The organism is Streptomyces dengpaensis (genome assembly GCF_002946835.1).
In the GTDB taxonomy this organism is placed as follows: domain Bacteria; phylum Actinomycetota; class Actinomycetes; order Streptomycetales; family Streptomycetaceae; genus Streptomyces; species Streptomyces dengpaensis.
Map to the genome: position 1 here is coordinate 8,360,852 of NZ_CP026652.1, position 21,716 is coordinate 8,382,567.

Annotated in this window: 3 protein-coding genes; all 3 read left to right on the forward strand. The window is 69.6% G+C overall.

Annotated elements, in window-relative coordinates:
* The first annotated feature begins 323 nt into the window (after positions 1-323).
* The 3 genes from C4B68_RS39070 (at position 324) to C4B68_RS39080 (ending at position 21,612) form a co-directional block, all read left to right on the forward strand.
* Entirely contained in the window at positions 324-8,168 is a 7,845-nt protein-coding gene (locus tag C4B68_RS39070; protein ID WP_099505799.1) for a non-ribosomal peptide synthetase, read from the forward strand.
* On the forward strand, positions 8,165-20,908 hold the full coding sequence (locus C4B68_RS39075) for a non-ribosomal peptide synthetase (protein WP_104880054.1): 12,744 nt from the start codon (positions 8,165-8,167) through the stop codon (positions 20,906-20,908). Before C4B68_RS39070 ends, C4B68_RS39075 begins: the two co-directional genes overlap by 4 nt.
* 71 nt (positions 20,909-20,979) lie before the next feature.
* Positions 20,980-21,612, forward strand: coding sequence for a DUF6875 domain-containing protein (locus C4B68_RS39080; protein WP_099505798.1), 633 nt, complete (start codon positions 20,980-20,982; stop codon positions 21,610-21,612).
* Positions 21,613-21,716 lie beyond the last annotated feature (104 nt).

A 21,716-nucleotide genomic window follows, 5' to 3' on the forward strand; every position in this document is an offset into this window, starting at 1 on the left:
TGCTGCGGGCCACCGTGCCGCGCGGGTTTTCGGTCCTCGCTGGTCGATCTCGTTGTCCCGCCGGCGGGACATGGACGGGACATGCGCATGGAATAGCCGATTGATCTCCTTGACCCTCCGGGACTCCCGAGTTAGGTTGCCCTTGATTGTGTTTCCGGGCCGTTGCGCCCGATTCCGGTGCGTACGGCGAGATCCGTCGCTCCGATGGTCGCCGTGTTTATCTATTGCCCGGTCGAATTTCGGACGCTTTTTCTGGGCCGTTGTGAGCTTTTCATTCTTGTCTCTCCGGCCATCCGTGCGGGGGAAACTTCGGAGGTGGAGACTTGTTCGTCAGTGCTGGCACCACGCTGCCCCTCACGGTTGCACAACGCGAAATATGGATCGCCGAGCAGCGGCTGGGGGAAGCGAATCGGGTTTTCCGGGTGGGCGAATACCTGGAGATCAACGGACGGGTGGATCCGGTACTGTTCGAGCAGGCATTGTTGCTGGTCGTCGCCGAAGCGGACGCTCTGCACGTCAGCTTCGTCGAGGAACGAGGCGAGGTCCGGCAGGTCGTCCACGAGCTCGGCGACTGGTCACCTTCTTTGGTCGATCTCAGCGCGGAGCCGGACCCCGAACGGGCCGCCCGCGACTGGCTGGACGCTGCGGTCGCCCGGCCGATGGACCTCGCCGAGGACCGACTGTTCGAGTACGCGCTCCTGCGTCTGGACGCCGACCGCTTCTACTGGTACCAGGGCTACCACCACGCCGTGATGGACGCCTTCGGGTCACTCCTGATCACACGCCGGGTCGCCGACGTCTACACCGCACTCGCCCAGGGCCGCCCGGTGGCGCCGAGCCCGTTCGGATCCCTGTCCGACTTGCTGGCCGCCGAACAGGAGTATCGCGATTCGGAACGATTCACCGAAGACCGGGCGTACTGGACGGAACGCTTCGCCGACCGTCCCGAGTCGACCGGGATCGTCGGTCGCCCGTCCACCACCCCCGAGCACTACCTTCGGCACACCGCTGGCCTGGACCCCGACGGGCTGACGGAGCTGCGCGAGGCGGCCCGCCGGGCACGGGTTCCCTGGTCGTACCTGGTCGTCATCGCCACAGCTGTTTATCTGCATCGGATGACCGGTGCGTCGACCGTGGTGCTTGGCCTTCCGGTGACGGCTCGCCTGAACCAGGTCCAGCGCCGCACACCCGGCACGGCTGCCAACGTCCTTCCGCTCAGGCTCTCGCTCCGGCCAGACATGGCACTGCGCGAACTTCTCGCCCAGGTGGGGGAGAGGGTGCTCGAACTGGGCAACCACCAGCGCTACCGCGCCGAGGAACTCCAGCGCGACCTCGATCTGCCTGGCCATGCGGGGACTTGGTACGCACCGGTCGTCAACATCATGTCCTTCGACTACGCGGTGACCCTCGCCGGCCTGCCGACCACCGCGCACAACCTCTCCTCGGGCCTGGTGGGCGACCTCACGCTCGCCGTGTGGGACCGACGCGACGGCACTGGACTGACCGTCGACCTCAACGCCCACCCCGAAATCTGCGCGGACCACGAACTGGCCGCACACCAAAGGCGTTTACTCGCCGTGCTGCGCGCCGTCACGGCGACGGAGCCTTCCCTGCCGATCGGCCGGATCGACCTGCTCACCGAGGAGGAGCGGGCCGCCTTCCTGGCCGTCCCCGACGACGTCCCTCCGATGACGGAGGCCACGCTGACGGGGCTGTTCGAGGCGCAGGTCGGCAAGACTCCCGACGCGGCGGCTGTGACCTGCGGCGATCTGACCTTGACGTACCGGGACCTGAATGAGCGGGCGAATCGGCTGGCCCATCGGCTGGTGGCCCGGGGTATGGGTCCCGAACATGTCGTCGCGCTGGCCCTGGAGCGCTCCGCCGATCTGGTCGTGGCGATCCTGGCGACGCTCAAAGCGGGCGCGGCCTATCTTCCCCTCGATCCCGAATACCCGCCGGCCCGTCTGGCCCACATGGTCACCGACGCCCGCCCCGGCCTTCTCCTCACGACCACGGCGGCGCAGGCCAACCTCCCCGCCGCACACGGCACTCCGGTCCTCCTCCTGGACGCCCCGGACACCACCACCGACCTCACGCACAACCCCACTCCGGCCCTCGCACCCGACCACCCCGCTTACGTCATCTACACCTCCGGCTCCACCGGACAGCCCAAAGGCGTCGTCAACACCCACCGGAACGTGGTGCGGCTGTTCGACGCCACCCGGAAGTGGTTCGGCTTCGGCCCAGACGACGTCTGGACGCTGTTCCACTCGTACGCCTTCGACTTCTCCGTCTGGGAGCTGTGGGGAGCGCTGCTGCATGGCGGGCGGCTGGTCGTGGTGCCCTACGAGGTCAGCCGGACACCGGGCGCCTTCCTGGACCTGCTGGCCGACGAGGGCGTCACCGTCCTCAACCAAACCCCGTCGGCCTTCTACCAGTTGGCGCAGGCCGATGCGGATGCCGAGGCCGACGCCTCTCGGCCGGCTCGCCGGCTTGGCCTGCGGACTGTGGTGTTCGGCGGTGAGGCGCTGCAGCCGTCTCGCCTCGCCGACTGGTACGAGCGGCATCCCGATGACGTGCCGATGCTGGTCAACATGTACGGCATCACCGAGACCACGGTGCATGTGACGTACCAGCCGCTGAACCGCTACCGGGCCACCGCCGCGGCGGCCAGTGTGATCGGTCTTGGCATCCCTGATCTGCGCACCTATGTACTGGACGGCGGACTGCAGTTGGTGGTGCCTGGGGTGGTGGGTGAGCTGTACGTCGCGGGGGGCGGCGTGGCTCGCGGCTATCTGGGCCGACCGGGTCTGACGGCCGAACGCTTCGTCGCGGATCCGTACGCCGCCCAACCCGGCGCCCGTATGTATCGCACAGGCGACCTGGTGCGCCAAAATCCGGACGGTGAACTGGAGTTCGTAGGCCGTGCCGACCATCAGGTCAAGATCCGCGGGTTCCGTATCGAACCCGGCGAGATCGAGGCCAGGTTGACCGACCACCCGTGCGTTGCCGAGGCGACCGTGGTGGTCCGCCAGGAGCAGTCCGGTGACGGCCGCTTGGTGGCCTACGTGGTCGCGCGGGACGTTCTCCGGGCCGAGGACGTACGGGAGTTCGCGCGGGACCGGCTGCCCGAGTACATGGTGCCAGCCGCCGTCGTCCTGCTGGACCGCATGCCCCTGACGGCCAACGGCAAGCTGGACAAGGCGGTGCTCCCGGAGCCGGACTTCTCGGTGTCGGCTGCGGGGCGGGAGGCACGTACGCCGCAGGAGCAGATCGTGTGCGATCTGTTCGCGCAGGTCCTCGGGCTGCCGCGGGTCGGGGTCGACGACCATTTCTTCGAGCTGGGCGGGCACTCCTTGCTGGCCACTCGTCTGATCGCGCGGATCCGTGCCGCCTTCGGGGTCGAGCTGGAACTGCGTCTGCTGTTCGAGGGCCCGACCCCGGCCGCGGTGGCCGCCCACCTCGACACCGCCGGACCCGGGCGCCTCGCGCTTGCGCCGCGGCAGCGGCCGCCGGTCATTCCACTCTCCTCGGCCCAGCGGCGGCTCTGGTTCCTGGACCGGATGGAGGGGCCGAGCGCCACCTACAACATCCCGCTCGTCGTACGGCTGTCCGGCGAGTTGGACCACGACGCGCTGCGAGCTGCCCTCAGTGACGTGGTGGCCCGGCATGAGAGTCTGCGGACGGTGTTCCCGGAGGCCGAGGGCGTGCCGTGCCAGCAGGTGCTGGCACCCGAGGCGGTCGTGCCGCGTCTGACCGTCACCCCGACCACCGAGACCGAACTGCCGGCCGCGCTGGAGGCGGGCGCCCGGTACGCCTTCGACCTCGCGACCGAACCTCCGCTGCGGGCCGAGTTGTTCGCGCTGTCGGCGCGGGAACACGCGCTTCTGGTCGTGGTGCACCACATCGCCGGTGACGGCTGGTCGATGGGTCCGCTGTCACGGGAGCTGACGGAGGCGTACACGGAACGTGCGCGGGGTCAGGCGCCGGAATGGCCTGTGCTGCCGGTCCAGTACGCCGACTACACCCTGTGGCAGAACGAACTCCTCGGTGACCAGAACGACCCTGACAGCCTCTTCGCCACTCAGATCAACTACTGGACCCGCGCCCTCGCCGACCTGCCCGACCAGCTCACCCTGCCCACGGCCCGCCCTCGCCCGGCTGTCATGACCTACCGTGGCGACTACCTCACCGTCGACATCGACCCCGTACTCCACCAACGCCTCGCCGACCTCGCACGGTCGACCGGCGCCAGCCTCTTCATGGTCCTCCAAGCAGGACTCGCCGCTCTCCTCACCCGCCTCGGCGCAGGAGAGGACATTCCCCTCGGCAGTCCCATCGCGGGCCGCACCGACCAAAACCTCGACCACCTCGTCGGCTTCTTCGTCAACACCCTCGTCCTGCGCACCGACACCACAGGCAACCCCACCTTCGCCCAGCTCATCACCCGTGTCCGCGAAACCTCCCTCGCCGCCTACACCCACCAGGACGTCCCCTTCGAATTCCTCGTCGAGCACCTCAACCCCACGCGCACCCTCGCCCACCACCCCCTCTTCCAAATCATGCTCGCCCTCCAGAACGCTCCCGAGAGCGAGTTCGAACTGCCTGGACTCCAAGCCGGTGTCGAGCTGGGCAGGACGGGCACGGCGAAGTTCGACCTGTTCTTCAGCCTCGCCGAGCGGCGCGGCGAAAGCGGCGAACCCCAGGGCATCACCGGCGCCGTCGAGTACTCCAGTGACCTGTACGACGCACCCGCCGTCCGAGCCCTCTTCGACCGCTGGATCCGCCTGCTGGACGCGGCCACTTCCGACCCCGACCGCCCGCTCAGCGGCCTCGGCATCCTCTCCGGCGAGGAACACCGGGAGATCGTCGGCGACTTCAACGACACGGCCATGCCCCTGCCGGGCGTCTCCCTGGGCGAACTCTTCACACGACAGGCGGCCAGGACGCCGGACGCCCCCGCCGTCACGGACGGGGAGACCTCCCTGACGTACGCGGAACTCGACGCCCGCGCCGACCGGCTCGCCCACGAGCTGATCTCCCGCGGTATCCGCCCTGGCGACGCCGTCGCCGTCCTCCTCCGGCGATCCCCGGAGACCGTTACCGCCGTACTCGGGCTGATGAAGGCAGGCGCCGTCTACATCCCGCTCGACGACCGTTACCCACCCGAGCGCATTCGCCACGTCCTCACCGACACCGGCGTCTCACTCATCGTGACCGACGAGGCCTCGCAGACGGAACTCATGGCGCTGACAACGGACTTGCTCGTCATCGGCGCCGCCGCCTGGGAGGACGAGTACGAGGCGCCGAACGTGGCTGTCGCCCCGGAGGCCGCGGCGTATGTGATGTACACCTCCGGATCGACCGGCACCCCCAAGGGCATCGTGGTCACCCACCACAACGTCACCGCCCTCGCCCTCGACCCCCGCTTCGACCCCCACGTCCACCGACGCGTCCTCCTCCACTCGCCCACCGCGTTCGATGCCTCCACCTACGAACTGTGGGTGCCTCTCCTCAACGGCGGAACCGTCGTGGTCGCCCCCGCCGGCGACCTCGATGTCCCCACCCTCCACCACGTCATCACCGAGCAGCGCGTCACCGCACTGTGGCTGACCAGCTCCCTGTTCAACGTGGTCGCCGACCACGCCCCCGAGTGCCTGGCCGGAGTGCGCCAGGTGTGGACCGGCGGAGAAGCCGTCTCCGGCACGTCCGTCCGACGCGTTCAGGAAGCCTGCCCGTCCCTGACCGTCGTGGACGGATACGGACCCACCGAGACGACCACCTTCGCCACCTGCCACCCCGTCACCACTCGCTACGACGGCGGCCCGGTCGTGCCCATTGGCCGCCCCATGGCCAACATGCGCACCTACGTCCTCGATGCTGGACTGCAACCCGTCCCACCTGGCGTCATCGGTGAACTCCACATCGCGGGCACGGGCCTGGCCCGCGGCTACCTGCACCGCCCCGGCTTGACCTCTGAGCGCTTCGTCGCCGACCCGTACGGCAGCGAGCCCGGCGCCCGCATGTACCGCACCGGCGACCTCGTACGCCAAAACCCGCACGGCGTACTGGAGTTCATGGGCCGTGCCGACCATCAGGTCAAGATCCGCGGGTTCCGTATCGAACCCGGCGAGATCGAGTCCGTGCTGGCCGACCACCCCGACATCGCCCAGGCCGCCGTCCTCGTTCACGAGGACCGACCCGGCAACACCCGCCTCATCGCCTACGTCGTCGCGGACACCGACGTGACGCCGGAAGACCTGCGTGAGTTCGCGCGGCGACGGCTGCCGGACTACATGCTGCCGTCCGCGTTCGTCACGCTGGACCGCTTGCCGTTGACGGCCAACGGCAAGCTCGACAACGCCGCGCTGCCCGCCCCCGGCCCGGCCGTGCGGGCGGATGCGGGGAGCCGTGAGCCGCGCACCGCGCGCGAGCGGCTGCTCAGGGAGTTGTTCGCACAGGCGCTGGGGGTGGACCGGGTCGGGTGCGACGACGACTTCTTCGTTCTCGGCGGGGACAGTATCGTCTCGATCCGCCTGGTCAGCCTGGCGCGTTCGGCGGGTGTCGGATTCGCGGTCCGGGACGTCTTCGAGCAGCGGACGGTGGCCGGACTCGCCGAGGTCGCCGACGAACTGGCCCTGTCGATCCCGGAGTCCGACGACTCCGGCACCGGGACGGTGGAACCGACTCCGATCATGCGTTGGTTCGACGCGCGTGGCGGTGGAATCGACGAGTTCCACCAGGCCATGTTGCTGGAGGTGCCGGCTGATCTGGGCGAGGGCCGCCTCACCTCGGCCGTGCAGGCGCTCGTGGACCACCATGACGCGCTGCGACTGACCCGGACGCCGGGCGGCCCGGACGGCCGGTCGTGGTTGCTGGAGGTCGGACCGGTGGGTTCCGTGACGGCCGCCGACCTGGTGCACGTCGTGGACCTCGGCGGCGCCGACATCGACGAGGCCCTGATCCGAGACCAGGCGAAGGCGGCGGCCGCCCGCCTGTCGGCCGAGCGGGGGCCGCTGCTCCAGGCGGTCTGGTTCGACGCCGGCCCGGTCCGTCCCGGCAGGCTGCTGTTCCTTGTCAACCATCTCGTGGTGGACGGGGTGTCCTGGCGAATTCTTCTTCCGGATCTCATCGCCGCCTGGGAGGCGGTCGGGCTCGGCCGCCCGCCCCGGCTGGATCCGGTGGGCACCTCGCTGCGCCGCTGGTCGGGGCTGCTGGCCGCGGAGGCCCGGCAGCCGGCCCGCGCCGCGGAGGCGACGCTGTGGGCCGACCTGCTCACCGCCGGCGACCCGCCGCTGACAGCCGGCCGGCTGGATCCCGTACGGGACACCGTGGGCCGGGCCCGTGAACTCACGCTCTCCCTCCCGCCCGACGTCACCACCCCGCTCCTGACAACGGTGCCGACGGCCTTCCACGCCGGGGTGAACGACGTCCTGCTGACCGCCCTCGGCCTGGCGGTCGCCCAGTGGCGCCGGGGTCATGCCCGCGGGCGGCACACGGCGGTGCTGGTGGACGTGGAGGGGCACGGGCGCGAGGAGATCGTCGAGGGTGCGGACCTGTCGCGCACCGTGGGCTGGTTCACCTCGCTATATCCCGTCCGAGTCGATCCGGGCCCACTCGTCTGGGAGGAGGTCGTCGACGGCGGGCCGGCTCTCGGACAGGCGCTGAAACGGGTCAAGGAGCAGCTACGGGCACTGCCCGACCGGGGTATGGGCTTCGGTCTGCTGCGCCACCTCAATTCCGAGACCGGGCCGGAGCTGGCCAGGCTCGCCGTGCCCCAACTTGGATTCAACTACCTCGGCCGATTCCCGTCCGCGGGGACACCGGTGGTTCCCGGTAGTCCGGGGTGGACCGTGGCGTCGGAGACGGGCCTGCTGAGTGGTGCCGATCCGGCGACCGCCCTGGCGCACGGGCTGGAGGTCAACTCCATCGTCCGCGACACCCCGGACGGGCCGTGGCTGGAGGCCGTCTGGGCGTGGGCCCCTGATCTCTGGCCCGAACAGCACGTCCGTGTCCTCGCCGAGCAGTGGTTCCAGGCGATCCGAGGCCTGGTCCGGCACGTCGACCGGTCCGGCACGGGCGGCCACACACCCTCGGACTTCCCCCTGACCGAACTCAGCCAACACGACATCGAACAGCTCGAAGCCGCGTGGAGGATTCAGAAATGACGCCGTCGGGCCTGGAAGACATCCTTCCCCTCTCCCCCATGCAGGAGGGGCTGCTGTTTCACTCCCGCTACGAGCAGGACGGCGCCGACGTCTATGCGGTGCAACACGTCTTCGACATCGAGGGCACCCTCGACGGGGTGCTGCTACGGGCGGCGGTCCGCGCCCTCGTCCAGCGGCACCCGAACCTGCGCGCCGGTTTCCGGCAGATGGATTCGGGACAGACCGTACAGCTGATTCCGCGTCAGGTGGACATTCCATGGGAGGAGTTCGACCTCTCGTCGCTGCCTGCCACCGAGGCGGAGGCGGAGCTGGCCCGGCTCGCCGCCAAGGAGCACGGCCGCCGCTTCGACCTGGCCGAGCCGCCGCTGCTGCGCTTCTCCCTGGTGCGGCTGGCCAGCGAACACCAACGTCTGATCATGACCACCCACCACATCCTGCTCGACGGCTGGTCGATGCCCATCCTCGTCCGCGAGCTGATCACGCTGTACGGCAGCCATGGCGATGTCGCCACGCTCCCCCGGGTGACCCCGTACCGGCAGTACCTGGGCTGGCTTGCGCAGCAGGACCGGCCGGCGGCGGAGGCTGCCTGGCGCGAGGCGCTCGTCGGCCTGGAGCAGCCGACCCTGGTCACTCCGGTGGATCCGGCGCGGGCCGCACTGATGCCGGAGCGGATCACCGTCGAGATGGACGAGGACCGCACGGCGGCGCTCGCCGACTGGGCACGCAGGCAGGGCGTGACCATGAACACCGTTCTGCAGGCCGCCTGGGGTCTGGTGCTGAGCCGGCGCACGGGGCAAGACGACGTGGTGTTCGGGGCCGTCGTGGCAGGACGGGACCCGCAACTGCCCGGAGTCGAGGCCATGGTGGGCCTGTTTATCAACATGGTGCCCGTCCGGCTCGCGCTGGACCCGGCGCAGTCGTTGCTGTCCACCGTCGTGCGACTCCAAGACGAACAGTCGCGGCTGACCGCGCACCACCATCTCGGGCTGGCTCGCATCCAGCAGCTGGCCGGTCTTGGCGACCTCTTCGACACGTCCCTGGTGTTCGAGAACTACCCCTGGGACGACCCCGCCGAGCTGGCGGACCCCGGGCTGCGGATCACCCCAGACCTCGGCCATGGGCGGGACGCGACCCACTATCCGCTCACCCTGATCGCTGCCCCGGGGCGGCGTCTCTACCTCCGCCTCGACTACCGCGACGACCTCGTCGACCAGGCCACGGCCGCCGGATTCCTCGACCGGCTGACCCAGGTGCTCGACTTCGTCGTCACCGACGCCGATCGGCCGATCGGCCGGATCGACCTCATTACCGGCGAAGAGCGCCGGAACCTGCTCGTCACCCGCAACGACACGGTCAGGGAGACGAGCGGGACGACCCTGCCGGGGTTGTTCGAGGCACGGGCCGCCGAAACGCCGGACACACCCGCAGTGGTCTGCGATGAGACCACCCTGACCTACCAGAAGCTCAACGAGCGGGCAAACCAGCTGGCCCACCTGCTCACGACCCGCGGCATCGGACCCGAACGCATCGTCGCCCTCGCCCTGCCCCGTTCCACCGACCTCGTCATCGCCGTCCTCGCCGTCCTCAAAGCCGGCGCCGCCTACCTCCCCCTCGACCCCGAATACCCCCACGCCCGCCTGACCCACATGGTCACCGACGCCCACCCCGCCCTCCTCCTCACCACCACAGCCACCCAGTCCAACCTCCCCACCACACAAGACACCCCCGTCCTCCTCCTCGACACCCCGGACACCACCACCGGCCTCGCCAACCACCCCACCCACAACCCCACCCCCGCCCTCGCACCCGACCACCCCGCCTATGTCATCTACACCTCCGGTTCCACCGGACGACCCAAAGGCATCGTCATGCCCGCGGGCGCACTGCTGAACCTCCTGGAGTGGCACCACAGAGCGGTCGGCGGCGAACCGGGTACCAGGACCGCGCAGTTCACGGCGATCAGCTTCGACGTGTCCGCGCAGGAGGTGCTGTCGGCCCTGCTCTTCGGTAAGACGCTGGTGGTCCCCGCTGAGGACGTCCGGCGTGACGCGGCCCGGTTCGCCGCGTGGCTGGACGACCACCGGGTGGAGGAGTTGTTCGCGCCGAACCTGGTGCTGGAGGCCCTCGCCGAGGCCGCCGTCGAGCAGGGCCGTACGCTGCCGCGGCTGCGTACCGTCGCGCAGGCCGGTGAGGCGCTGACGCCGAGCCGCCTGGTCCGTGAGTTCCACCGGTCGGCGCCGGGCCGCGCCCTGCACAACCACTACGGCCCCACCGAGACGCACGTGGTCACGGCCCACACCCTGGGTGAGGACCCTGACGACTGGCCGTTGTCCGCGCCGATCGGCCGGCCGATCGCCAACACCCGTGCCTATGTACTGGGTTCCGGGCTTCAGTTGGTAGCGCCGGGTGTGGTGGGGGAGCTGTACATCGCGGGTGCGGGCGTGGCCCGCGGCTATCTGCACCGCCCCGGTCTCACCGCCGAGCGTTTCGTCGCTGACCCCTACGCGCCCGAACCCGGCGCCCGCATGTACCGCACCGGCGACCTCGTACGCCGGAACCGGGACGGCGACCTCGAATTCATCGGCCGCGCCGACCATCAGGTCAAGATCCGTGGGTTCCGTATCGAACCCGGCGAGATCGAGGCCGTGCTGGCCGACCACCCCGACATCGCCCAGGCCGCCGTGGTCGCTCGCGAGGACGAGCCCGGCAGGGCCCGGCTGGTGGCCTACGTGGTGGCGCGGGAGGCGCTACGGCCCGACGACGTAAGGGAGTTCACACGGGACCGGCTGCCTGAGCACATGGTGCCGTCGGCCGTCGTACTCCTGGAACACCTTCCGTTGACGGCCAATGGCAAGCTGGACCGTGCGGCGTTGCCGGCGCCCGAGTTCACGTCGGGTGGGGCGGGGCGGGAGGCGCGTACGCCGCAGGAGCAGATCGTGTGCGATCTGTTCGCGCAGGTGCTCGGGCTGCCGCGGGTCGGGGTCGACGACGACTTCTTCCATCTGGGCGGGCACTCGCTTCTGGCCACTCGTCTGATCGCCCGCATCCGGGCCGCCTTCAGCGTCGAGATCGGCCTGCGCACGCTCTTCGAGGCCCGGACCGCCGGCGCGGTGGCGGCCCGCCTCGACACCGCGGGGCCCGCGCGGCTGGCCCTGACCAGGCAGCGACTGCCCGACCTCGTACCGCTGTCCTTCGCTCAGCGCCGACTGTGGTTCCTGCACAAGATGGAAGGGCCGAGCGCCACTTACAACATTCCGCTCGTTCTGCGGCTGACGGGTGAGCTGGACAACGAGGCCCTGCGCGCGGCCGTGGGCGATGTGGTGGCCCATCACGACAGCCTGCGCACGGTGTTCCCCGAAGCCGAAGGCACCCCGCATCAACACGTCCTCGACTCCGTCACCGTCGAGCTGTCCGCCACCGACATCACCGAGACTGAGCTGCCGGACGTACTCACGTCAGCGGCCCGCCACCTCTTCGACCTGGCCGTCGAACCACCGCTGCGCGCCGAGCTGTTCCGCGTCGCACCCGACCGGCACGTTCTCCTTCTCGTCCTGCATCACATTGCGGGTGATGGTTGGTCGTTGGGGCCTCTCGCTTCCGATCTTGCTCGTGCTTATACGGCGCGGACGCAGGGGCAGGTGCCGGGGTGGTCCGATCTTGCGGTGCAGTACGCGGATTACACGTTGTGGCAGAACGAGCTGCTGGGTGACCAAGATGATCCCGACAGTCTCTTCGCGATGCAGATCGACTACTGGACTCGGACGTTGGCGGGGCTGCCGGATCAGTTGGCGCTGCCCACCGACCGTCAGCGCCCGGCGGTCATGTCCTATCGGGGCGACTACGTCAGGGTCGACATCGATCCGGCACTGCACCGGCGTCTGACCGATCTCGCGCGGTCCACGGGTGCCAGCTTGTTCATGGTGCTGCAGGCGGGTCTCGCGGCTCTCCTCACCCGTCTGGGCGCGGGTCGTGACATTCCTCTGGGCAGTCCCATCGCGGGTCGTACGGATCACAGTCTCGACCATCTGATCGGGTTCTTCGTCAACACCCTGGTCCTGCGAACTGATACTTCGGGCAATCCGACGCTCACCGAGCTGATCAGCCGGGTCCGTGAGACGTCGTTGGCCGCTTACGCCCATCAGGACGTGCCCTTCGAGTACCTCGTCGAGCACCTCAATCCCACCCGCACCCTCGCCCACCACCCTCTCTTCCAGATCATGCTGGCCCTGCAGAACGCCCCCGAAGCGGCCTTCCAGCTCCCCGGTCTTCACATCGATGTGGCGCCCGGACGCACGCACACGGCCAAGTTCGACCTCTTCATCAGCCTCGCCGAGCAGCGTGGTGCCCACGGTGAACCCCAGGGCATCACGGGCGCCGTCGAGTACTCCAGCGACCTCTACGACGCTTCCACCGTCCAGGCCCTCTTCGACCGCTGGATACGGCTCCTCGACACCGCCACCACCGACCCCGACCAGCCACTCGACGGCATCGACCTCCTCACCCCCGAAGAACACCAACAGGTGCTCAACACCTGGTTGGACACCGAGGCCGAGGTCGGCGAGGACCTGGTGCCGGTGCGCTTCGCCGGGCAGGCGCGGGCCACGCCGGAGGCCGTTGCCCTGATCGCCGGGGACACCGCCGTGACGTACGCGGAACTGAACAGCCGTGCCAACCGGCTGGCTCACGCCTTGCTGCGCCGGGGCGCCGGACCGGGCACGGTGATCGCGCTCGCCCTGCCGCGCTCGGCCGACCTGGTGGTCGCCCTCCTGGCGGTGCTCAAGACCGGCGCCGCGTACCTGCCGCTGGACCCGGACCATCCGTCCGGGCGCATCGCGTACGTGCTGGCGGACGCGGAGCCGACGCTGCTGCTCACCACCCTGGCGACGGACGCGCGGCTGCCGGGCGGCGGCTCGCCGCAGCGGCTGATGCTGGACTCCGCGGACGTACAGGCGGTGCTGGCCGACTGCCCCGACACCGACCCGGCCGACGCCGACCGTGCCGCGCCGCTGCGGGCAGCCGACGCCGCGTACGTGATCTACACGTCCGGCTCGACCGGCCGTCCCAAGGGCGTGGTCGTGCCGCACGCCGCTCTGCTCAACTTCCTGGTGGCCATGCGGCAGAAGGTGCCGCTTCGGCCCGACGAGCGGCTGCTCGCGGTCACCACGGTCGCCTTCGACATCGCCGCGCTGGAGTTGTACCACCCGCTGCTCTCGGGTGCCGCGGTCGTCCTCGCGCCCAAGGAGGCCGTCCCCCAGCCGTCCGCCGTGCTCGACCTGATAGCCCGGCACGGTGTCACGGTCGTGCAGGGGACGCCGTCACTGTGGCAACTGCTGGTCGCACACGAGCCGGAGGCCCTGCGCGGACTACGCATGCTGGTCGGCGGCGAGGCGCTGCCCATTGCCCTGGCCGACTCGCTGCGGACCCTCACCGAGGACCTGACCAACCTGTACGGACCGACCGAGACCACCATCTGGTCGACCGCCGCGGACCTGGCCGGCGCCACGGGTGCCCCGCCGATCGGCCGGCCGATCACCAACACCCGTGTGTACGTCCTGGACGGCGGACTACGGTTGGTCGCGCCGGGTGTGGTGGGGGAGCTGTACATCGCGGGTGCGGGTGTGGCCCGCGGCTATCTGGGCCGGCCGGGCCTGACGGCGGAGCGTTTCCTCGCCGACCCGTACGGCAGCGAGCCCGGTGCCCGTATGTACCGCACCGGCGACCTGGTGCGCTGGAACCCGGACGGCGAGCTGGAGTTCATCGGCCGCGTCGACCATCAGGTCAAGATCCGCGGGTTCCGTATCGAACCCGGCGAGATCGAGGCCGTGCTGGCCGACCACCCCGACGTCGCCCAGGCCGCCGTGGTCGTCCGCGAGGACGAGCCCGGGGACGCCCGGCTGGCCGCCTATGTCGTCGCCGACACCTCGGCGCGCGGGTACGACGAGAAGGTCGAGCGGAACCAGCTGAGCGAGTGGCAGGACCTGTACGACTCCGTCTATACCACCGCGCCCAAGACGGCGTTCGGCGAGAACTTCGCGAGCTGGAACAGCAGTTACGACGGCCGGCCGATCCCGCTGCTTGAGATGCGGGAGTGGCGCGACACGACCGTCGACCGCATCAGGACGCTTCGCCCTCGCCGCGTTCTCGAAATAGGCGTGGGCACCGGGCTTCTCCTTGCCGGGCTGGCACCCGAGTGCGAGGAGTACTGGGGGACCGACTTCTCACCCACCGTCATCAAGGACCTTCAGCGCCACGTCGACGCGGATCCCGTCCTCGCCTCCCGGGTCCGCCTGCGCACTCGGCCGGCCCACGACTTCGACGGCCTCCCCGCAGGCCACTTCGACACGATCGTCCTCAACTCCGTCGTGCAGTACTTCCCGAACGCCGTTTACCTGGAACAGGTCGTCGCCAACGCCGTCCGCGCGCTCGCCCCCGGCGGGGCCCTCTTCATAGGCGATGTCCGCAACCCGCGGCTGCTGCGCACCTTCGCCGCCGCCGTCCACACCGCGCGCGCCGACGACCCGACGGACACGGCCGCCGTCCGCCGCGCCGTCGAGCACAGTCTCGTCCTGGAGAAGGAACTCCTGGTGGACCCGGAGTACTTCACCGCGCTCGCTCACCACATCCCCGACCTCGCCGGCACCGACATCCAGCTCAAACGCGGAACCTCCCACAACGAACTCACCCGCTACCGCTACGACGCCACCCTCTACAAAACCGGCATCACCCCCCACCCCCTCACCGACACCCCCACCCGCCCCTGGCCCCAGCACACCGCCCCAGGCGCCACCTTCGCCGATCTGAGCCACTACCTCGAAGCCGAGCGCCCCGCCGAACTCCGCGTCACCGGCGTCCCGAACCCCCGCCTCACCCACGAACTCGCCGTCCAGCACACCCTCTACGGGGACACGCCTTCGTCCGCCGACACCGCCCATCCCCAGGTCACCCTGGAGGCCTTCCACGCCCTGGGCGACGAGCACGGCTACTGGACCGGCATCACCTGGAGCACCCACGACCGCGACACCGTCGACGTCCTCCTCCTCGACCGGAACCGGCCTGCCGAAGGCACCCCTGTCGGCACCTACGCCCCTGCCGGCACGGGCACCTCCGCCACGCCCCTGTCGACCTGGACGACCAACCCCGCCGCTCGCCGCGGCACCGGCGCCCTCGTCACCAAGCTCCGCGAGCACAGCCGTCACCATCTGCCCGACTACATGGTCCCGGCGTTCATCGTCCCCCTCGACCGGCTCCCCCTGACGGCTAACGGCAAGCTGGACCGTGCGGCGTTGCCGGCGCCCGAGTTCACGTCGGGTGGGGCGGGGCGGGAGGCGCGTACGCCGCAGGAGCAGATCGTGTGCGATCTGTTCGCGCAGGTGCTCGGGCTGCCGCGGGTCGGGGTAGATGACGACTTCTTCCATCTGGGCGGGCACTCGCTTTTGGCCACTCGTCTGATCGCCCAGGTCCGGGCGGTCTTCGGGGTCGAGCTGGAGCTGCGCTCGCTCTTCGAGGGTCCGACGCCGGCCGAGGTGGCCACGCTCCTGGACACCGCGGGGCCCGGCCGTCTGGCGCTCACACGGCGGCAGCGGCCCGACGTCATGCCGCTGTCCTTCGCCCAGCGTCGGCTGTGGTTCATCCACAAGATGGAGGGCCCCAGCGCCACTTACAACATTCCGCTGGCCCTGCGGCTGACGGGCGAGCTGGACCGCGACGGGCTGCGGGCCGCCCTGGGTGACGTGGTGGCCCGTCACGAGAGCCTGCGCACGGTGTTCCCGGAGGCCGAGGGCGTGCCGTACCAGCAGGTGCTGCCCGCCGAGACGGCTGTACCGCGTCTCACCGTCACACCGACGACCGAGACGGAGCTGCCGGACGTACTCACGTCAGCGTCCCGTCACCCCTTCGACCTCGCGGCCGAACCACCGCTGCGCGCCGACTTGTTCGAGCTGTCGGCGCAGGAGTACGTGCTGCTGGTGGTGGTGCATCACATCGCGGGTGACGGTTGGTCGCTGGGCCCTCTCGCCTCTGATCTTGCTCGTGCTTATACGGCGCGGACGCAGGGGCAGGTGCCGGGGTGGTCCGATCTTGCGGTGCAGTACGCGGATTACACGTTGTGGCAGAACGAGCTGCTGGGTGACCAGGATGATCCCGACAGTCTCTTCGCGACGCAGATCGACTACTGGACCCGGACGTTGGCGGGGCTGCCGGATCAGCTGGCGCTGCCCACCGACCGTCCGCGCCCGGCGGTCATGTCCTATCGGGGGGACTACGTCACGGTCGACATCGATCCGGCACTGCACCAGCGTCTGACCGATCTCGCGCGGTCCACGGGTGCCAGCTTGTTCATGGTGCTGCAGGCGGGTCTCGCGGCTCTCCTCACCCGTCTGGGCGCGGGTCGTGACATTCCTCTGGGCAGTCCCATCGCGGGTCGTACGGATCACAGTCTCGACCATCTGATCGGGTTCTTCGTCAACACCCTGGTCCTGCGAACTGATACTTCGGGCAATCCGACGCTCACCGAGCTGATCAGCCGGGTCCGTGAGACGTCGTTGGCCGCTTACGCCCATCAGGACGTGCCCTTCGAGTACCTCGTCGAGCACCTCAATCCCACCCGCACCCTCGCCCACCACCCCCTCTTCCAGATCATGCTGGCCCTGCAGAACGCCCCCGAAGCGGCCTTCCAGCTCCCCGGTCTTCACATCGATGTGGCGCCCGGACGCACGCACACGGCCAAGTTCGACCTCTTCATCAGCCTCGCCGAGCAGCGTGGTGCCCACGGTGAACCCCAGGGCATCACGGGAGCCGTCGAGTACTCCAGCGACCTCTACGACGCTTCCACCGTCCAGGCCCTCTTCGACCGCTGGATACGGCTCCTCGACACCGCCACCACCCACCCCGACCAGCCACTCAGCACGATCGGCGTCCTCTCCGCCGAGGAACACCGGAAGATCTTCCGCGACTTCAACGACACCGGGCTGCCCCTGCCCGAGGCGTCTCTCGCAGAACTCTTCACACGGCAGGCGGCCAGGACGCCGGACGCTCCCGCCGTCACGGACGGGGAGACCTCTCTGACATACGCGGAACTCGACTCCCACGCCAATCAGTTCGCCCACGAGCTGATCGCCAGGGGAGTGCGCCCCGGCGACTCCGTCGCTGTCCTTCTGCGACGTTCCGTCGTGACGGTCACCACAGTCCTCGCCCTGACGAAGGCCGGCGCCGCCTACGTGCCGCTCGACGAGCGTCACCCGGCCGAGCGCATCCGGCATGTCCTCACCGACACCGGCGCCCGCCTGCTGGTCACCGACGACCTGACGGGCCCTCGACCAGGCGCTGAGGCATGTGAGTTGATCCGACTGACCTCGTTGGGCCATCCCGAGGCCGACCCCGGCGACCCCGAGGCCACCGTCCATCCCGAGGCTGCGGCGTATGTGATGTATACGTCCGGCTCGACCGGTATCCCCAAGGGAATCGTGGTCAGCCACCGCAATGTCGCAGCTCTGGCCCTGGACCCTCGTTTCGACGGCCGGGCTCATGAGCGTGTCCTGCTGCACTCGCCCACCGCGTTCGATGCTTCCACCTACGAACTGTGGGTGCCTCTCCTCAACGGTGGAACTGTCGTGGTCGCCCCCGCCGGCGACCTCGATGTCCCCACCCTTCAACAGGTGATCGTCGAGCAGCGTGTCACCGCTCTGTGGCTGACCAGTTCCCTGTTCGACGTGGTCGTCGACCACGCCCCCGAGTGCCTGGCCGGAGTGCGCCAGGTGTGGACCGGCGGAGAAGCCGTCTCCGGCACGTCCGTCCGACGCGTTCAGGAAGCCTGCCCGTCCCTGACCGTCGTGGACGGATACGGACCCACCGAGACGACCACCTTCGCCAGCTGCCACCCTGTCACCACTCGCTACGACGGCGGCCCGGTCGTGCCCATTGGCCGCCCGATGGCCAACATGCGTACCTACGTCCTCGATGCTGGACTGCAACCCGTTGCGCCCGGCGTCATCGGTGAACTCCACATCGCCGGCGCGGGCCTGGCCCGCGGCTACCTGCACCGCCCCGGCCTGACCGCTGAGCGCTTCGTCGCCGATCCCTACGCTCCCGATCCCGGTGCCCGTATGTACCGCACCGGCGACCTCGTACGCCAAAATCCGCAGGGCGTACTGGAGTTCATGGGCCGTGCCGACCATCAGGTCAAGATCCGCGGGTTCCGTATCGAACCCGGCGAGATCGAGGCCGTGCTGGCCGACCACCCCGACATCGCCCAGGCCGCCGTCCTCGTCCACGAGGACCAACCCGGCAACACCCGCCTCATCGCCTACATCGTCACCAACACCGACGCGACAACCTCCAGCGACGAGGAGGAGCGGAGCCAGATCGGGGAGTGGAAGGATCTCTACAACTCACTGTATGCCGAGCCGGGTTCGGAGTTCGGTGAGGACTTCTCCGGATGGAACAGCAGTTACGACGGTGAGCCCATCCCGCTGACCGACATGCGCGAGTGGCGTGCGGCCACGATCGAGCGCATCAAGGCGCTCAAGCCCGGCCGAGTTCTGGAGATCGGCGTGGGCACCGGGCTTCTCCTCGGCGGGCTGGCACCCGAGTGCGAGGAGTACTGGGGGACCGACTTCTCACCCACCGTCGTAGAGGCGTTGCGGCGCCACGTCGATGCCGACCCCGAACTCGCCCGGCGTGTCACCCTGCGAGCACAGGCCGCACATGAGCACGGCGAGCTGCCGCAGGGCCACTTCGACACGATTATCCTCAACTCCGTCGTCCAGTACTTCCCGAACGCCGGTTACCTGGAACAGGTTGTCGAGCAGGCCTTCCGTCTGCTCGCTCCTGGCGGAGCCGTGTTCATCGGTGACATCCGCAACCCGCGGCTGCTGCGCACCTTCACCAGCGCGGTCCAGGCGGCCTGCGCCGACGACGTCGGCGACACCACCGCGGTACGCCGCGCCGTCGAGCAGCGCCTCGTCCTGGAGAAGGAACTCCTGGTGGACCCGGAGTACTTCACTGCGCTCGCTCACCACATCCCCGACCTCGCCGGCACCGACATCCAGCTCAAACGCGGAACCTCCCACAACGAACTCACCCGCTACCGCTACGACGCCACCCTCTACAAAACCGGCATCACCCCCCACCCCCTCACCGACACCCCCACCCGCCCCTGGCCCCGGGATCTCGGAGCCCTCGCCGAGCAGTTGCGCACCGCACGGCCCGAGCGGCTGCGGGTAACCGGCGTCCCGAACTCACGTATCGCGCACGATCTCGCCGTTCAGCACGCCCTCGAAGCCGGGACGGCGCCGACCGGTCCGCTCGTGCCCGGTGTCGATCCGGAGGACCTGCACCGGCTGGGGGAGGAGCACGGCTACTGGACCGCGATCAGCTGGAGCACCCACGATCCGGCCGCCGTCGACATCACCTACGTCCGGCGCGGACTCCTGGGGGAGGGCGTCGCCGTCGGCACGTACGCCTCCGCGGGCGCCGCCGGTCCCGGTACGCCGCTGTCCTCCTGGACCACCAGTCCGGCCGCTGGCCGGGACACCGGCGCCCTGCTCATCGCCCTGCGCGAGCACACCCGCCGTCTGCTGCCCGACTACATGCGCCCCGCCGCCATCGTCCCCCTCGACCGGCTGCCGCTCACCGCCAACGGCAAGCTCGACCGCGCCGCGCTCCCCGCGTTCGCCCCGGAGCGCGCCGACATCGGCCGGGCACCGGCCACGCCGCAGGAACAGGTCGTGTGCGAGCTGTTCGCGGAGGTGCTCGGGCGGCCCGTCGTCGGTGTGGACGAGGACTTCTTCGACCTGGGCGGGCACTCCCTGCTGGCCACCCGGTTGATGGCTCGGCTGCGGGCCGCCTTCGGTGTCGAGCTGGGTCTGCGGAGCCTGTTCGAGGCGCCGACCCCGGGCGGGATCGCGGCCCGGCTCGAAGTCGACGACTCGGACGGCTCCTACGAGGTGGTGTTGCCGCTGCGCGCCCGGGGCAGTCGGCCGCCGCTGTTCTTCATCCACCCGGGCGGTGGCATCAGCTGGTCGTACAGCGCGCTGATCAAACAGCTCGGTCCGCAGTACCCGCTGTACGGGATCCAGGCACGCGGCCTGGCCCGTCCGGAGCCCCGGCCGGGCAGCATCGAGGAGATGGCGGTGGACTACGCCGACCAGATCCAGAGCGTGCAGCCGCACGGGCCCTACCACTTGGCCGGCTGGTCCTTCGGCGGACTGTGCGCGCACGCGCTGGCCGCGGAGTTCCGGCGGCGCGGTGAACCGGTGGCGCTGGTCGCGGTGCTCGACGTGATCCCCAACTGGCAGGGGCTGACTCATGCGGACGTACCCGCGCCCGACGACCGGGTGATGCTGCTTTACCACGTGGGTCTCGTCGATGACGGCACCCACCGGCAGGACGACGAGGAGATGACCTTCGCCAGGGCGCGGGAGATCCTGCGCCGCCAGGGAAGCGCGCTGGCCAACCTGGACGAGGACCGGCTCGCGGCGATCACCGAGATCTCGGCGAACAACACCCATCTGACCATCGACTACCGGCCTGGCCCGATCGACGGCGACCTGCTGCTGATCGCCTGCTCGGAGCAGCAGGACCCGCCGGTCGACGCTGCAGCCTGGCAGCCGTACGTCCGTGGCACCGTCGAAGCGCATGTGGTGCCCGGCGAGCACGGGACCATGCTGACCCGGCCGGACACGCTGGCCGAGATCGGTCGGATCCTGTCGGCCAAGCTCCACGAACTCACCGGCGACGAGTGACGTTCGCAGGCCGCCTTCGAGGCACACCCCGTCCGCTTTCTGCGAGGACCGACACCCGAGGACTGACGACGATGCTGACCGACGTGCTCTCCGTCGACTTGGCCAAGGCCCTTGAGGCCGCCGGCGGCTGGCTGAGCGACTACATCCGCCAACCGCACAGCGAACTCGGACGCACCGGCCCGGTGTGCCCGTTCGTCGAACCGGCCCAGCGCGCCGGTGCGCTGGAGATCCGGGTCAGGCTGGTGGGTCCCACCCCGAGCCAGACCCTCATCGACGAGATCGTCCGCTGCGGCCTGGACGAGTTCAGCGAGGTCGACTGGAAGGCCGGCAACCCGAATCTGCGCTCGCTGCTGCTCGTCCTGCCGGACCTGCCGCCCGAGCATCTGCACCTGCTGGACGCGGCGCACACCGCGCTCAAGCCCGAGAGCGTGCGCCGCGGGCTGATGATCGCCCAGTTCCACGAGAAGTGCCGGGAGAAGGCCGCCCGCAACCCGGAGTTCGAGGTGAGCTACGCCCCCGTGCCGATGATGGCGGTGCGTTCGATGGCGATCCATGACGTGCTGTTCCTGGCGGACCGGCGGGAGTGGTTCGAGGAGTACGCGAGCCGCTTCGGGGCCCGCTACCGCAACTCGGCGCACGGCATCGATCCGCTGCTGACCGAGATGTACGAACGGGCCTGTGCCACACACAGGCTGGGGGGCTGAGTGATGCGCGACGAACCGCGGCCCGGGGGTGCGCGATGACCGGTGCCGCGGTGTACCGGGGAATGGATCAGGCCACATTGGACCGGCAGTACTCGCCGAGTTCC

Coding starts and splice junctions, on each gene's coding strand:
- C4B68_RS39075 (WP_104880054.1), top strand. CDS start 8,165: ATGACGCCGTCGGGCCTGGAAGACATCCTTCCCCTCTCCCCCATGCAG.
- C4B68_RS39080 (WP_099505798.1), top strand. CDS start 20,980: ATGCTGACCGACGTGCTCTCCGTCGACTTGGCCAAGGCCCTTGAGGCC.